This window comes from Comamonas sp. (assembly GCF_009360615.1).
Classification (GTDB): Bacteria; Pseudomonadota; Gammaproteobacteria; order Burkholderiales; family Burkholderiaceae_C; genus Comamonas.
In genome coordinates this window covers 122,396-137,864 of record NZ_SPEY01000018.1, presented here as the reverse complement: position 1 = coordinate 137,864, position 15,469 = coordinate 122,396, and the positions used below count along the sequence as shown (strand labels likewise).

The following is a 15,469-nucleotide window of genomic DNA, read 5'->3' as shown; positions in this document are numbered from 1 at the left end:
GGACTCCGCGCAGTTGCGCGGGCAGCCGCTGACCGCGAACTTCACCTTGTGCGGTGCGTACATGCGCCACATGGCGCGCTCCAGGTCCTTGCCCATCCGGGTGCTGTCCTGCGTGCCCATGCGGCACCATTCGCTGCCCACACAAGTCTTGACCGTGCGCAGTGCCTTGGCATAGGCATGGCCGCAGGGCATGCCGATATCGTTCCAGACGGCCTGCAGATCCTCCTTTTTCACGCCCAGCAGATCGATGCGCTGACCGCCCGTGACCTTCACGGTGGGGATCTGGTACTTGTCCACCACATCGGCAATGCGGCGCAGCTCGGAGGCCGTGGTCTCGCCGCCCCACATGCGCGGAATCACGCTGTAGGTTCCGTCCTTCTGGATATTGGCGTGGCTGCGCTCGTTGATGAAGCGGCTTTGCGGGTCGTCCCTGGCTTCCTTGGGCCAGGTGCTTACAAGATAGTAGTTGACGGCCGGGCGGCAGGAGGCACAGCCATTGGGCGTGCGCCACTCCATGAAGCGGAACACCGCATCGGTGCTCAGCAGCTTGTGCTCGCGGATCGCATCGCGCACGGCCTGGTGCCCGTGGTCGGTGCAGCCGCACATGGCCTTGGTCTTGGGGGCTGCCGAGTAGTCGCCGCCAGCCGTGAACATGATGATCTGTTCCACCAGCCCGGTGCAGGAGCCGCAGCTGGCACTGGCCTTGGTGTGCTTGCGCACATCGTCGAGCGTGAACAGACCCTTGTCCTTGATGGCCTTGCAGATCGCGCCCTTGGTCACGCCGTTGCAGCCGCAGACCTCGTCGCCATCGGCCATGGCCGCGGCCTTGCTCTGCCCCTGGTGGCCGGTATCGCCGAGATTGGATTCGCCGAACATCAGCTTGTCCCGGATATCGGCCACGCTGCGGCCCTCGCGCAGCAGCTTGAAGTACCAGCTGCCGTCCACCGTGTCGCCGTACAGGCAGGCACCGACCAGCTTGTCATCCTTGATGACCAGCTTTTTGTAGACCCCCGCGTAGGGATCGCTCATGAGAATTTCCTCGGTATCGCCGCCGCCCTGGAAATCGCCTGCAGAGAACAGATCGATGCCCGTGACCTTGAGCTTGGTCGAGGTCAGCGAACCCAGATAGCGACCGATGCCGAACTCCGCCAGATGGTTGGCCAGTACCTTGCCCTGCTCGAACAAGGGCGCCACCAGTCCATAGGCAATGCCTCGGTGTGCCGCGCATTCGCCCACGGCATAGATGCGCGGATCAGTCACGGTCTGCAGCGTATCGCTGACCACGATGCCCCGGTTCACATGCAGGTGCATGGACTCTGCCAGTTCGGTGCTGGGGCGAATGCCCACGGCCATCACCACCAGTTCGGCCGCGATCTCGCTGCCATCCTGGAAACGCACGGCGCGCACGCGGCCGCCGGCGTCGCCCAGCAGCGCCTGCGTCTGCGCCTGCATGCAGAACTGCATGCCGCGCTCGGCCAGCGATTTCTGCAGCATGCGGCCCGCCTGATCATCGAGCTGGCGCTCCATCAGCCAGTCGCCGACATGCACCACGGTGACCTGCATGCCGCGCTTCATGAGGCCGTTGGCCGCTTCCAGTCCCAGCAAGCCACCGCCGATCACCACTGCATGCCTGAATGTCTTGGCCGCTTCGATCATGGCCTCGGTGTCGGCAATGTCGCGGTAGGCCAGAACGCCCTCCAGGTCCTTGCCAGGGATAGGCAGGATGAAGGGCTTGGAGCCCGTCGCCATGATCAGCCGGTCGTACTCGGCACTGGCGGTCTCGCCCTGGGCATTGACCGCATGCACAGTGCGCCGGGCTCGGTCGACGGCCGTCACGGTATAGCCGGCGTGCAGCAGGATATGGTGGTCCTGGTACCAGGACCAGTCGTTGAGCACGATATCGCTGAGCGTCTGCTCGCCGGCCAGCACGGGCGACAGCAGAATGCGGTTGTAGTTGGGATGCGGCTCGGCGCCGAAGACCGTGATGTCGTACAGATCGGGGGCAATGGCCAGCAGCTCTTCCAGCGCACGCACGCCTGCCATTCCGTTTCCAATCATGACCAGTTTGGATTTTTTCATCTGAGTCCCCGTGGGCATTTGCAAAGCCAAAAAAAAGACGTCTGCGCGCTTCATGACTTGCATGAACGCGTAGACGTCTTTGTCTGTGGGTTCTGGTCCAGCCTTGCACCATCCCCCGGTGACCCACCTTGGCCACGCTGAACAACACGCAATTGCTGTGCCAGCTTTTCTCAGCCTGCACAGACTATTCCATCCTGCGGCATGCACTGCTTTTGTGCATGGCCGCTTTATTGCTGTGCAAAACAAACATGGCGCCCCAAGGCGCCATGCAGCTTGAAATCAAAAAGGCTCAGGCCGCCTTCTCCACGTGGCCCTGGCGCGTGTAGAGAAAGTCGATCACCGCCTTGCGGTAGCTCTGATAGCGGGCATCCTCGGCCAGTTCCACCCGGCTGCGCGGGCGTGGCAGCGCCACATGCAGCACCTCGCCAATCGTGGCCGCAGGCCCGTTGGTCATCATCACGATCTTGTCGGACAGCAGCACGGCCTCGTCCACATCATGCGTGACCATGACCACCGTGCTCTGGGTGCGTGCCACGATCTCCAGCAACTCGTCCTGCAGCTTGGCACGCGTGAGGGCGTCGAGAGCACCGAAGGGCTCGTCCATGAGCAGCACCTGGGGCTCCATGGACAGGGCGCGGGCAATGCCCACGCGCTGCTTCATGCCGCCCGAGATCTCTCCGGGGCGCTTTTGCGCCGCATGGCTGAGCCCCACCATGGCCAGCGCTGCATCGGTGCGCTGCGCCAGCTGCGCCCGGGTTTCGCGCTTGCCGAAGACGCGCTCCACGGCCAGATGCACATTGCCCCAGCAGGTCAGCCATGGCAGCAGCGAATGGTTCTGGAAGACCACCGCACGCTCGGGGCCAGGGCCCTTGATTTCCTTGTTGGCGCACAGCAATGCACCGCCCGTGGGAATCGTCAGGCCGGCAATCAGATTGAGCAGTGTCGACTTGCCGCAGCCCGAGTGCCCGATGAGACTGACAAACTCGCCCTTGGCAATGTTCAGATTGATGTCGCGCAGTGCGGGAAACAGTCCCTTGGCAGTCTTGAAGGTCTGCTCCACCCCGTGGATCTCGATGTACTTGGTGCTGAGAGATGTATGCATGAGGTACTCCTTGTTTTTTCCGAGGCCACCGTGGCGCCGGCTTTGCCGGGCCACCGGTGGTGCCCCCTTGAGGGGGTGACGCGCCCGAAGGCGCGGCTCAGGGGTGGGTTAAGTCTTGACCTCTTCAAACGTAAAGGCCGAGGCCAGCTTGACCAGGGCCCACTCCAGCACCAGGCCCACGATGCCGATCACGAAGATGGCGATGATGATGTTCTTGACATTGAGGTTGTTCCACTCGTCCCAGACCCAGAAGCCTATGCCCACGCCGCCAGTCAGCATCTCGGCGGCCACGATCACCAGCCAGGCCGTGCCCACGGCCAGGCGCACGCCGGTCAGCATATAGGGCAGCACCGCAGGAAACAGAATGGTGGTGGCGATCTTCCACTCCGACAGATTGAGCACGCGTGCCACATTCATATAGTCCTGGGGCACACGCTGCACGCCCACGGCGGTGTTGATGACCATGGGCCAGATCGAGCAGATGAAGATGGTCCAGATGGCTGCCGGATTGGCGCCCTTGAACACCAGCAGGCCTATCGGCAGCCAGGCCAGCGGCGACACCGGACGCAGCAGGCTGATCAAGGGGTTGAACATGCGCGACAGAAAGCTGAAGCGCCCGATCACGAAGCCCAGAGGGATGCCGACCAGTGCCGCCAGACCGAAACCCAGGGCCACGCGCTGCAGCGAGGACAGCACGTTCCAGCCCACGCCCTGGTCATTGGGTCCGTTGCGATAGAAGGGATCGCTGAACACCTGCAAGGCCTGCTCCCAGGTCTCGGCCGGGGTCGGAATGCTCTTTCCGGTGGTGCTGGAGACCAGCGACCACAGGCCGACCAGCAGCGCCAGCCCCAGCAGCGGCGGCAATACCTGGCCGGCAAACGCTTCCGCGCGCCGGCGCCAGCGGCCGGGCGGGGTCGAGATCACCGACGGAGGTGCCTTGACGACAGCGGTATCTTTTTTCACTTCAGCCCTTGCAATATCTGCGTTGCCAGCTGTCTTTTCTGCAGTTTCCAGCTGTGCATCGTTGGCGGCCAGAGCGGCCAGTTGGGGGTCGTGCGGGGGATCGAGTTCCAGCGGCGAATGAAGTGCGGCACTGACCATGATGGTTCTCCGTTAGGGTGACGGCCTCAGGCCTTGATCTTGAAGCCGTCAGCGTATTGGGCCGGGTTCTTGCCATCCCAGACCACGCCGTCCATGAGCTTGCTGCTGCGCAGCACATCCTTGGGCACACTGACCTTGAGCTGACTGGCCGCCTGCTGGTAGAGGTCGATGCGGTTGATCTGCCTGGCCACGGCCAGATAGTCGGGATGGGCCTTGAGCAGGCCCCAGCGCTTGTGCTGGGTGAGGAACCACATGCCGTCCGACAGATAGGGGAAGTTCACGGCCCCGTCGTTGAAGAACTTCATGTGGTTGGGGTCGTCCCAGGTCTTGCCCAGGCCATTCTGGTAGCGCCCCAGAATGCGCTGGTTGATGGCGTCCACGCTGGTATTGATATAGGACTTCTGGGCCACCGTCTCGGCCATCTTCGTCTTGTTCTGCAGGCTGGCGTCGATCCAGCGGCCGGCTTCGAGAATCGCCATCATCACGGCGCGGCAGGTATTGGGATTCTTCTGCGCGAACTCGCCCGTGGTGCCCAGCACCTTCTCGGGATGGTCCTTCCAGATGTCCTGCGTGGTATTGGCCGTGATGCCTATGCCGTCCATGATGGCGCGATGGTTCCAGGGTTCGCCCACGCAGAAGCCATCCATATTGCCCACACGCATATTGGCCACCATCTGGGGCGGCGGCACGGTGATCAGCTTGGCCTCGGACAAAGGGTTGATGCCTGCTGCCGCCAGCCAGTAATGCATCCACATGGCGTGGGTGCCGGTGGGGAAAGTGCCGGCGAAGGTGTATTCGCGCTTTTCCTTGGCCATGACCTTGGCCAGGCTGGCTCCGTCGACCGCCCCCTTGTCGGCCAGGGCCTTGGACAGCGTGACCGCCTGGCCGTTGTTGTTCAGCCCCATGAGCACGGCCATGTCCTTCTTGGGGCCGCCCACGCCCAGGTGCAGGCCGTAGACCAGGCCGTAGAGCACATGGGCGAAGTCCAGCTCGCCGTTGACCAGCTTGTCGCGCACGCCGGCCCAGCTCGCCTCCTTGCTGAGAACGATCTTCACGCCGTATTTCTGGTCCAGGCCCAGCACCGAGGCCATGACCACGCTGGCGCAATCGGTCAGCGGGATGAAGCCGATCTTGACCTCTTTCTTCTCCGGCGCGTCGGAGCCTGCGGCCCAGGCGCCATGGTGGCCCAGCGTGCCATAGAGTGCCGCGGCACCGGCCACGCGCAGAAACTCACGCCGGCCACCGGCAGATACGGGCTCCGGCGCGGGAGCAGTAGTCGAAGAAAGGCGCTGGCTCATGAGAAAACTCCATCAAGAATCGTGGTGAAGGCGATCCGGAAAACAAAAAGGCGCCCTTCCCTCCTCGGGTGTGAGGAGAAAAGGACGCCGTTGTCCCAGGTCACTCGTAATAACGCTTTAAGCGCGACCGCCTTTGGTCTGCTTGACATCAACAGTCATGCACAAACCATGCCAGCCCCTGATCAGAGGTGGAGCAGGCTTTGCCCCCCGGTTTTGGCCCATATTTGGTGCAGCGCAACAAACACAACGCTGTCAAAGCGATGAATTGGTGCTGCCAGGCAGCAGGTCCACTGTGGCCAGAATCGCCTCGGCCACATCCAGCATGCGCCGGTTCTGGTTCATGGCCGTCTGGCGGATCAGCTTGTAGGCCTCGCCCTCGCTGAGCTGGCGGTAGTTCATCAGCACGCCCTTGGCCCGCTCTATGGTCTTGCGCTCCTTGAGCGTGGCGCGCGCCTTGTCGATTTCGGTCTGCATGTCCTGCAGGCGCATGGACTGCTCCTGCACCAGCAAGACGATGCTCTTCTCGAGCTGCAGCCCGTATGCGCCCTCAGCAGGCAAGGAGGCGGCTGGCTGCGTGGCTCCCAGAAAGGCTGCAGCCGCTTCGGCGCGAGTCTCAGGCTGCGGCTGCATCTCCAGCAGCGCCTTTTGCTGACTCAGAGCGGCACCGGCCTGCTCCAGCTTGCGCAGACATTGGGCCTGCAGCTCCTCGGCCAGGAATGCCTCAATCTGGTGCATGGCATCGAGCCGGCTGGAACAGGCTTCGAACCATGGCGAGCTCAGGCTGCAGTCCAGCGCCATGCCGTCCCCGGCCGTGCAGCCCAGGCGCCGCAGCCGCTCGATCACCGTCATATCGGGACAGGCCCCGCATTGCTGCTGCCAGCGCTCCATCCCCGAGGGGCTGGCGAAGTCTGCAAACACCTGAAAGCAGCGCTCCTGCGACTCGATCAGATGCAGCCAATGGCGCTGACGCTCTGTCCTGCCGACCCCTGCGGTAAACGCCGCGACCCCTGTGGCGCGCTCCTGGCCCGCCAGCTCCTTGCCCTGCATGAAATGAAACAGCGCCACCAGCAATTTCGCGATATCGGGATCGCAAGCGCTGTCCGCCGCCTCGAACACCACGGTCAGGCAGGCCGCAATCATGCGGATCAGCGCCTGCGTGCAGTCCTCGGCACTCAGCTGCAGCGCATTGCGCCGACGGCGCAGCAGCGGCAGGGCTTCAAAGCCTTGCAGCGCATTGGCGATCGCATTGAACAAGCGAGCGCCATGCGCACCCGGCGCCCGCGCGCCCAGCTCTTCAAGGGCGAGACAGACCCGCCCCATGACCTGGTCCACATGAAGGCCATGGTCGAGCAGGCTCTGCTGCGCCTGTGCGCCGCCGCTGACCAGAAAGATATTCGAGAGACCGCGCTCTTTTTGCAGCGCATGGACGAGCTCGGACATGCTCGCCACCAGGCTGCTGGCGCGGCTGATCTGCTCCAGCTCGGCAATCTCGCTTTGCCTTGCAGCCACCAGATAGTGCAGAGGCGTTTTCATGGGGTAGTGCTTGTCGTCATGTTGATGCCATCGACGATCAGCACGATTCATGCCATCTCAGGCGAGGCGACGCTGCCGCCTCTGCCAGAGCTGGTCCACCATGGCGCCCACACCGATTCCCACGACATAGGCCAGCAGATCCAGGGGATCGAAGCCATTGCCCAGAACCAGATAGGCCAGCTTGTTGGCGCGCAGGGCCTGCATCCAGGGGGCCTGATAGAGCTGCAGAAACTCGATGGCAAAGGCGATGACCAGGGTCCAGGCCATGAGCTTGCCGCACGTGATGGCCGGCCGCAGCCAGGCCACGCACAGCAGCACCACCCAGGCCCAGAGCGCATCGCCCGGATAGTTGCCCAGCACGGCGGGAAAGGGCACGTAGCCCCGGCGCGAGGCCAGCCCGATGGCGATGACCGCCACAATGAGCAGGGTCAACCCCGTCCGTGAGCGACGAAAGGATCCGCCAGCGGCCAGATGTATCAACAAGCTGTCGTCCCCTCAGTCGATATGCGCGCCGGAGTCCTTGACCACCTGCTTCCAGTACGCCAGCTCGGCCGGCAGCATGGCCTTGAAGCTTTGCGGCGTGGACTCCACGCGCTCGGCGCCCAGAGTCTTGAGGCGCTCTGCCATCTCGGGCCTGGCCAGCACGGTCTTCACGGCCTGATGGAGCTTGTCCACCACCGGCTGCGGCGTACCGGCCGGTGCAAACAAGCCATACCAACTGGTCACGGCCAGGCCCTTGCCCAGCACGGGGATCTCGGGCGCCAGCGAGGTGGGCCTGTCGGAGGCCACGCCCAGCACGCGCAGCTTGCCGCTGCTGACAAAAGGCATCACGCCGGGAAAGCTGCCAAAGGTCACCGGCAACTGGCCGGCCACCACATCGGTGGCGGCAGCCGACGCCCCCTTGTAAGGCACATGCAGCAGGCTCACGTTCTTCTGCTTCTTCAGCATCTCGCCCAACAGATGGTTGAGCGTGCCGTTGCCGGCAGAAGCGTATTCCACCTTGCCCGGATGCGCCTTGGCATAGGCCACCAGCTCGTCCAGATTCTTGGCCGGGAAGTTCGGATTCACCACCAGCAGATAAGGCGCGACGGCCAGCTGCATCACCGGAGTGAAATCCTTGATGGGATCGAACGGCACCCTGGAATATAGCGCCGGATTGATGGTGTAGGCACTTTGCGCCGTCACCAGAAAGGTGTAGCCGTCGGCCGCGCTGCGCGCCACCTGGCCCGTGCCCAGATTGCCGTTGGCACCGGCGCGGTTTTCCACGATGACGGGCTGGCCCAGCGAATTCTCCAGCCCCTGCGCCACGGCTCGCGCAATCACATCGTTGGCACCGCCCGGTGCCTGGGGCACGACAAAGGTAATCGGCTTGGCAGGCCAGTTACTGCCCTGCGCCAATGTTTGCGTCAGAGGAGCGGCCACCACGGCAGCCAGTGCCGCCAGCAGTAGCGGGCGACGTCGGGTTCCGGAGATAAAAACAGCGTTTCGCGCAGTCTCGGTGCGCGCAGCTTCTTCAAACTTCATGGCAATAATTTCCTGTGGTGGTGGACATGGATGCTGCCAGCCCTCCATGCCGGCCTGTCGTCCCATGCGACAAGCCATTCTTGCATCGCTGACCGGAGGGCCTGAACGGCACTCACTGTTCGGCCATCGTCTTTGGCAGGGGCTGCCTCCTGCAAATGCCGTGGCCACACGGCCTACCCGCAGCGGCTCGGCCTCTTTACAACAGCACCAGGCCCGGCGGCAGGCTGTCGCCCAGACAGCGCTTGTGATCCTCGGCCTCCATCTGCACCACCTGCTCGACCATCGCCATCCAGCGCTCGGGGGCACCGCTGCTGCGCATCTTCTCCAGCACCCGTGCTCGCACATCATCAGGCAGATCGCGCGCGCGGTCGCCCGTCATGCGGGCCATCTGCACGGCAGCGAACATGGCGGTCTCGTTCCTGCGCCAGTCCTGGGCCAGCGTGGCGTTCAGGAACTCCAGCGCCGCCTCGGGCGGCATCACCCGATGGGCGTTGGCGGCCAGCGACTGGCGTGCCGCGAGGCGGCCTATGGCCCACCAGGTCTGCACGGTTTCATCCTCGCGCCTGAGGCGCTGCAGCATCCACTGCCCCATTTCCTGGCGGTACTGCCAGGGCACGGCCTCCATGGCCGCGAACAGGCGCAGCATGTCGTCATAGCTGCCGTGGCTGGATTTGCCGCGCGTGTTCTGCTGCACGGCCTTCTGCATATGGCCGGCCACGTCTTCGAGCAGCTCCATCTGCCGGGCCTCGTTCAGACCCGCAGCCACGCGGCGCCAGAACACCCACCACTCCGTCCAGTTGGCGCCCTCTTTGGCATGACCCAGGCCCTGGCCATACAAGGCCCAGACCTGGTCTATGCGCCAGCCATCGAGTTCCGCCCCCACGCCTGGGCGCAGACACCAGCCTGCAAGGTTGAACCAGACGCGCTCATGGTCGGCGGTGCGACGGCGGCGCCTGGCACGGGCCAGCAGCGCATCGTACAAGGCACGCAGCAGGCCCAGCTCCCAGCCCTCGCGCGGGCCAAGGACTCTTTCGAGCGACTGGCGCAGCTGGCGCACTTCCCGGGTCGTCACCTCCTGCGCCTGCGTGCCGAAGATACGGTCCACCAGGGCCACGGCTTCGGGTAGCCTGGCCAGCAAGGAATCTGATTGCTTCTGGCCCTCGGCGCTTTGTGCATCTTCGTTGTCAGCGATGGTTTCAGAAGCCGCAGCACCGCGCACGGCAAAGGGCAGCAACCAGGACCGGCCCGCGTCCTGCACGGCCACGCAGCGCACTTCCAGCGTGCCGACCTCGCTCATGCAGGCTTGCAGTTGCACCTCGACCTGGGCAGCAGACTGGCCATCAGGCGCGGGCAGCACCGTGGCCAGGGGCGGAAGCTCCACCCAGCCATCGCCGGTCAGCGCTGCAATCTGGCCGGCCTGCGCAGGCACATGGCTCTGGCTGTTGGCCAGCAAATTGAAGCGCACGGCCTGGCCCAGCTTGAGCGCAAAGCGCCGGCCCGAGAGCACCATGCGCACGCCCTCTTCCGTACCGCGCGGCAGCAGGCACAGGCCTTGCGGAGCCTCGCCCTTCTTTCCCGGCAGCAGCAGCCAGTAGCTGCGCGCCGAACCGCCGCCGATGCGCGGCACCAAGGGTTTGACCACTGCTGACGCTTGCCCGGCCTGTGCTTCAGGCCGGTTGGGTGCAGCAATCTGAGCCGCCGCCAGCTCGGCCTGATGGCGTGCCAGCCCATAGGCCGCCGCACCGCGCGCCACAGCCCAGTCCGGGTGCGGGTTGTGCAGCACGCGCACCGGGCTGCCGCGCCACCGGCCCAGCAATTGCGTCAGACGCTGCACCATGGCATGGGCATGGAACACGCCGCCGTTGAGCAGCACGGTATCAGGCAGCCCCTCGCTTGCATGCTGGCCGAGAAATTGCGCCAGATGACGGCTGATGGCCGCATCGGCTGGATAGGGCAGGCCAAAGCCGCGCAGCGCGCCCTGCCGCCTGGCGGGCATATCGCTGATCTGAACGACCGGCAAAAAGCCGTCGACCACCGACTGCCGCACCTGCTCACGGGTCAGCGCGACGCTTTGAGTCGCTGACAGCAGCTTGCTGCCGCCCCCCAGCAAGGTAATGCCGATCTGCTCTGGCGCGTTCTGCGCCAGCAACTGCTCCTTGGCCATGCGGCAGCGCTGCACCAGCTGGGCAAAGCGCCGTGCGGACAGTCTCTGGTTTTGCTCTCCCGCCTCGGCCGCAAACGCAGTCTCCAGCTGATGGGCCAGCGCCAGATCCATGTTGTCGCCACCCAGCATCAGGTGCTCGCCGACGGCCGTGCGCGTCAGCGTGGGCAGGCCGCCGTCGGCCGATGCATCCACGCGGATCAGCGTCAGATCGGTAGTCCCCCCGCCCACGTCCACCACCAGTACCAGCCGGCTGTCCGCCAGTTGCGCGTCCAGCCCGTCGCCCTGCAGCACCAGCCAGTCGTGAAACGCGGCCTTGGGTTCCTCCAGCAGCTGAACGTGCGGCAGACCCGCCATCTGTGCGGCTTCCAGCGTCAGCGCACGTGCGCCCTCGTCAAATGAAGCAGGCACCGTCAGCACCACGCTTTGCTGGTGCAGTGGCGCTTCGGGATGGGCTTGGTCCCAGGCTGCTTTCACATGGGCCAGATAGGAGCTTGAGGCCGCCAGCGGCGATACCTTGGCCACGTCCTCGCCGGCCCCCCAGGGCAGGATGGCGGCCGTGCGATCCACACCGGTATGCGAGAGCCAGCTTTTGGCACTGGCCACCAGCCGCCCCGGCACGGCTGCTCCCAGATCTCGCGCCCAGCGGCCGATGACGGCAGGCGCCGCTGCATCTGCGCCCTGCGGCGACCAGGGCTGCCGCCAGGCCTCGCCCAGCTCGCCCTTTGCCGCCTGGTAGCGCACCGAAGGCAACAGCGGCTGGGCCACGACCTCGCCTGCCGTGCTGCGCTGGGGAATGTCGAGCAGTGCGATATCGCTTGTCGCACCGTCCAGCGCAACGCTTGCCACGACCGTGTGACTGGTGCCCAGGTCGATGCCGATGACATAGAGGGGAGACGGTAAATTCATAGAGAGCCGAAAAACGCAGAACCCGGAAAACGCCATCCGGATTCTTGATCGTAGCAACTCTATGCAAGAAGCATGGCGAAATGGTACGAGCAGCCCGCCATCCCTGCGGTATCGGATCCTGCTCAGGACAATGGAGCGATAGGCACTGCACGCAGCTGTTCGGCCAGAAAATCCGCCACGTTGCGTGGCTCGCGCCCCAGCACCAGTCTGACGGTATCGGTCACCGCGGCCGCATGTCCCTCGCTCATCAGAGCAAAGAACTGCCCATGCACCCGAGCAATGAACGGGTCCTGCGCAAGCGCAGGCAATGGCGCCTCCACCCGAATCGGCCGGGACAGGTGGTGCGAGGCGATCTGCGCCAGTTGCTGCGCGCCCACCGCCTGCCCACCAGTCAGCACCCACGGTCCGGGCGCGCGCTCGCGCATTTGGCGCACCAGCCTCTGATTGAGCAGCGCCTGCACGGCCACATCGGCAATGTCCCTGGCATCGATGTAGGACACAGCGGCGCCGATGTGGTTGCAACGGATCGCATCGCCCTCGCGCAGATCGCCGGCCACCCGGCTCAAGCCCACCTGCATCCAGGCATTGGGGCGCAGCACCACATGCGAGATGCCGCTGTCCTGCAAAAGCTGCTCAACATGGCCATGGGCATCGCCCGACAGCGAGAGACCAGAAGGATTTATCGTCCAGTCCGAGCCCGAAAGCTTGACGATATGAGACAGACCGGCGGCCTGCGCGGCCTCGATCACGCGCGACTGCTGCGCGGCCAGCGCGGGGCCTATGGGCGAAAGCAGGAACAGGCTGTCCGCCCCGGGCATGGCCTCGCACAAGGAGGCCTGTTCATTGAAGCTGGCTTCTGCAATCTCCACCGCATCACCCCATAGCGAGCGTGCCGTGGCGGCGCAGCGCACCAGCACGCGCACACGCGCATGGCGTGCCAGCAAACGCGGCACCAGCAACTGCCCCAGCCGCCCACTGGCACCACTGACCAGAACTCTGGGTTCTGCTCTCTTGCTCATGCGCTGACTGCCGCCTCGGGCCGCTCGGCAGCAGCGGACTGCTGGGCAAGCAAGGCGGCCAACGGCCTCTGGTCCACCCAGTCCGCGAGGGAAAAGTCAGCGGCAAGGAATCCCCATTCGAGCAGAAAGTCCTTGAAATAGCCGATGGCATCAATCAGCTCCGGCTTCAGGCTGATGTCCAGATGGCGGTGCACATCGGGCCCATTCGAAGCCAGGATCGCCTCCTCGCTGGTGGCGATTTCCCTCGCGACAAACCGCAGCGTCTCGTCGGGATGGGCTTCGGCCCAGCGGCCTGCGCGCTGCACCACGCGCAGCAGTTCCACCACCAGGTCCGGGCGTTGCCCGGCCAGGGCCGCATCCACGGTCAGCGTACGTGGCGTGCCATTGTTGATGCGCACACGCGGGTCGGGGTGAGAGCCGAACTCGCTGACAATCTGGGCGCCCATCAGATTGGCCACCAACACCCCTTCGGCACCTTTGACGAATATCGCATCCACTTCGCCGCGCACCAGGGCCTCGACTTCGCGGAAATAAGGGTGGCGGCGGCGCAGGCCGAACAGGCTGGGCGTGCCCTGCTCCTGGATGATGGACTCCTCGATCACCAGGTCGACCAGCTCCACATCGCGATGGCTGAGGCCAGCCAGCGACAGGCCGGAGACCAGCCCCTTGAGTGCCGTCGCGCGGTGGAAGTCGATCAGGTCATTGACGCGGGCTGGTACGCCAAAGCGCCTGCCGGCCAGTTGCTCGGGCGCATGAATGCCGCGACCAGGCAACGTGATCAGTGCCTGGAATTCGTCGGTCCAGGTGATGGCGACGAGCCGGGTATCGCGCCCTTTGGCGCGCGCCCAGATCGGGGGAATATTGCCGCCCTGCCGGAAGGACCATGACAGATGATGGTCGAAATGGCTTTCTCGCACGCTGCGGTCCTTGGAGTCGAAAATCGACTCCACACCAATGCCCAGCTCAGCAAAGGCCGACTGCAGCCAGCCTTGCTGCGCGGCAATCCCCAGCGGGGACGGCACGGGGCAGCGGGTATACCAGAGGGATTGCGGCTGAGCCGCCGTGCTGTGGGTGGAACTCATGCGTTTCTCCTTGATTGAGACGGTGAAAGAATCAGGATGCCGCCAGCCACACGCTTGCCAGATTTCCGGCCACGCCGTCGGCGCCCACCGTGTGGTTACGCACACGCTTGTCGACGATGGTGTAGATATGCGGCGCGACCAGAGTGATGTCCGGCAGATCGAGGGCGATGCGCTTCTGGAACTCGGCGATATCGCGGATGCGCTGCGGCTCGTTGACCTCGACGGCTGCGGACTCCAGCAAGCGGTCCACCTCGGGGCTGACATAGTGGGCTCCATTGGAGAAAGGAAGGCCGCGCTTGAAGTTCTTTGACCAGTACAGCCGCTGTATGCCCACGGTAGGGTCGAAGGTGTTGCTCATGGCGCTGACATGCAGATCGAAAGCACGATCGGTGTAGACGCGCTTGATGTAAGTGGCGAAGTCCTGGCCGTTGATCTGCACGTCAATGCCTATGCGCCCCAGGGCCTGCTTGAGAAAATCTGCCGTACGCTGGCCGCCCTCGTTGGGAATCGGCGTCAGATGCAGCCGGATGCGCCAATTGCCACCAGCCTTGCCGCGCCGCAGCCCGGCATCGTCCAGCAGCTTCTCGGCAGCCTTGAGGTCATGGGGCAGTAGGGGAAGGTCAGGCACATAGAATTTCTTGAGGGCGGGATGGACCGGCCCCGAGGTCAGCCGCCCCTGACCGTACCAGGCGACCTTGAGCAGGTTTTCGCGCTGGATCGCGTGGGCAATGGCCTGGCGCACCCGTAGATCCTTCAAGGCCTCGTGCTCCAGGTTGAATTCCAGACGATAAACGGTGTTGATGTACTCATAACCCCGGGTCTCGAAGCTCAGGCCGGGCTTGGTGCGCAGGCGATCGACTTCGGAGAAGGGCACCGGCGAACTCGGAGCAATTTGCACCTGCCCGCTTTCAATCGCTGCCGTGCGTGCCGCTGCATCGGGAATGAAGCGCACGATCAGCCGGTCGATATACGGTTTGTCACCATCCCAGTAATGGGGGTTGCGCTCGTAAATCACATGGCTGCCGCGCACCCATTCCTTGAACACGAAAGGCCCGGTCCCCACCGGTGCATTGTTGGCCGGATTGGCATCGGCACGCCCCGTGGAATACAGATGCTTGGGCACCATGGGCGATTCCGAGGCCGCCAGCGCCGTGATCAGATAGGGAATCGGCTTGCTTAGCTTGAGCACCACGGTGTGCGCATCGGGTGTCTGGACCTCTGAGACGCTGGCAAAAGTGGCGCGACCACGCGGATGGAACTCCTTGAGCAAGGCGATGGAATGCGCCACGTCGGCCGACGTGAACGGCTTGCCGTCATGCCATTTCACACCCTGGCGCAGCTTGAAGCTGTAGAGCAGGCCATCGGGACTGATGGTCCACGACACCGCCAACTGGGGCTGGGGGTTGAGGTTGAAGTCATAGGTCAGCAAGCCCTCGGTGACCTTGCCCGAGATCGTCACTGACGAACCCGCCGTATGTGCAATCGTGGTCAATGTCGGCGGCTCGGGAAACAGCAGCAGCGTCAGCGTGCCGCCTTTTTGCGGCTTTTCCTGCTGGGCCCAGCCGACCGAGGGAACGATGGAGGACAGGCCGGAGGCTGCGGCGGCCAGCACAAAGCTGCGGCGCGAGGCCGGAGAAGAGTCGATATCAGCGGACATGGTG

Annotated in this window: 11 protein-coding genes; all 11 read right to left on the bottom strand. The window is 64.3% G+C overall.

The genetic code is table 11. From position 1 onward, the window contains the following. A partial coding sequence (gene nirB, locus E2583_RS05305) for a nitrite reductase large subunit NirB (RefSeq protein ID WP_291593764.1) occupies positions 1–2,079 on the bottom strand: 2,079 nt, incomplete at its 3' end. A 289-nt stretch (positions 2,080–2,368) separates the two neighbouring features. Beyond that, positions 2,369–3,181, bottom strand: a complete 813-nt coding sequence (locus E2583_RS05300) for an ABC transporter ATP-binding protein (RefSeq protein ID WP_043370817.1) — start codon at positions 3,179–3,181, stop codon at positions 2,369–2,371. A gap of 108 nt (positions 3,182–3,289) precedes the next feature. Next, on the bottom strand, positions 3,290–4,282 hold the full coding sequence (gene ntrB, locus E2583_RS05295) for a nitrate ABC transporter permease (RefSeq protein WP_291593761.1): 993 nt from the start codon (positions 4,280–4,282) through the stop codon (positions 3,290–3,292). A 26-nt stretch (positions 4,283–4,308) separates the two neighbouring features. Further along, positions 4,309–5,580 (bottom strand): CmpA/NrtA family ABC transporter substrate-binding protein, encoded by a 1,272-nt coding sequence (locus E2583_RS05290; RefSeq protein WP_291593759.1) that lies wholly within the window; start codon positions 5,578–5,580, stop codon positions 4,309–4,311. A 252-nt stretch (positions 5,581–5,832) separates the two neighbouring features. Then, on the bottom strand, positions 5,833–7,113 hold the full coding sequence (locus E2583_RS05285) for a nitrate regulatory protein (protein ID WP_043370814.1): 1,281 nt from the start codon (positions 7,111–7,113) through the stop codon (positions 5,833–5,835). Between the two features lie 57 nt (positions 7,114–7,170). Next, positions 7,171–7,545, bottom strand: a complete 375-nt coding sequence (locus E2583_RS05280) for a DUF2809 domain-containing protein (protein WP_019042728.1) — start codon at positions 7,543–7,545, stop codon at positions 7,171–7,173. A 63-nt stretch (positions 7,546–7,608) separates the two neighbouring features. Continuing rightward, positions 7,609–8,637 (bottom strand): tripartite tricarboxylate transporter substrate binding protein, encoded by a 1,029-nt coding sequence (locus E2583_RS05275; protein WP_291593756.1) that lies wholly within the window; start codon positions 8,635–8,637, stop codon positions 7,609–7,611. Positions 8,638–8,833: 196 nt separating this feature from the next. Next, positions 8,834–11,707 (bottom strand): Hsp70 family protein, encoded by a 2,874-nt coding sequence (locus E2583_RS05270; protein WP_291593755.1) that lies wholly within the window; start codon positions 11,705–11,707, stop codon positions 8,834–8,836. Between the two features lie 122 nt (positions 11,708–11,829). Continuing rightward, positions 11,830–12,726 (bottom strand): NAD(P)H-binding protein, encoded by an 897-nt coding sequence (locus E2583_RS05265; RefSeq protein WP_291593754.1) that lies wholly within the window; start codon positions 12,724–12,726, stop codon positions 11,830–11,832. Continuing rightward, positions 12,723–13,808: an ABC transporter substrate-binding protein gene (locus tag E2583_RS05260; protein WP_291593753.1), complete on the bottom strand. Its 1,086-nt coding sequence runs from the start codon at positions 13,806–13,808 to the stop codon at positions 12,723–12,725. The genes E2583_RS05265 and E2583_RS05260 overlap by 4 nt, the downstream gene beginning before the upstream one ends. Before the next feature lie 31 nt (positions 13,809–13,839). Continuing rightward, on the bottom strand, positions 13,840–15,465 hold the full coding sequence (locus tag E2583_RS05255; RefSeq protein WP_291593752.1) for an ABC transporter substrate-binding protein: 1,626 nt from the start codon (positions 15,463–15,465) through the stop codon (positions 13,840–13,842). Between the last annotated feature and the right edge of the window lie 4 nt (positions 15,466–15,469).

What these genes read in the sequence shown, in the direction of transcription:
- E2583_RS05300 (WP_043370817.1), bottom strand. Translation starts at nt 3,181, where the DNA reads ATGCATACATCTCTCAGCACCAAGTACATCGAGATCCACGGGGTGGAG.
- ntrB (WP_291593761.1), bottom strand. Translation starts at nt 4,282, where the DNA reads ATGGTCAGTGCCGCACTTCATTCGCCGCTGGAACTCGATCCCCCGCAC.
- E2583_RS05290 (WP_291593759.1), bottom strand. Translation starts at nt 5,580, where the DNA reads ATGAGCCAGCGCCTTTCTTCGACTACTGCTCCCGCGCCGGAGCCCGTA.
- E2583_RS05285 (WP_043370814.1), bottom strand. Translation starts at nt 7,113, where the DNA reads ATGAAAACGCCTCTGCACTATCTGGTGGCTGCAAGGCAAAGCGAGATT.
- E2583_RS05275 (WP_291593756.1), bottom strand. Translation starts at nt 8,637, where the DNA reads ATGAAGTTTGAAGAAGCTGCGCGCACCGAGACTGCGCGAAACGCTGTT.
- E2583_RS05270 (WP_291593755.1), bottom strand. Translation starts at nt 11,707, where the DNA reads ATGAATTTACCGTCTCCCCTCTATGTCATCGGCATCGACCTGGGCACC.
- E2583_RS05265 (WP_291593754.1), bottom strand. Translation starts at nt 12,726, where the DNA reads ATGAGCAAGAGAGCAGAACCCAGAGTTCTGGTCAGTGGTGCCAGTGGG.
- E2583_RS05260 (WP_291593753.1), bottom strand. Translation starts at nt 13,808, where the DNA reads ATGAGTTCCACCCACAGCACGGCGGCTCAGCCGCAATCCCTCTGGTAT.
- E2583_RS05255 (WP_291593752.1), bottom strand. Translation starts at nt 15,465, where the DNA reads ATGTCCGCTGATATCGACTCTTCTCCGGCCTCGCGCCGCAGCTTTGTG.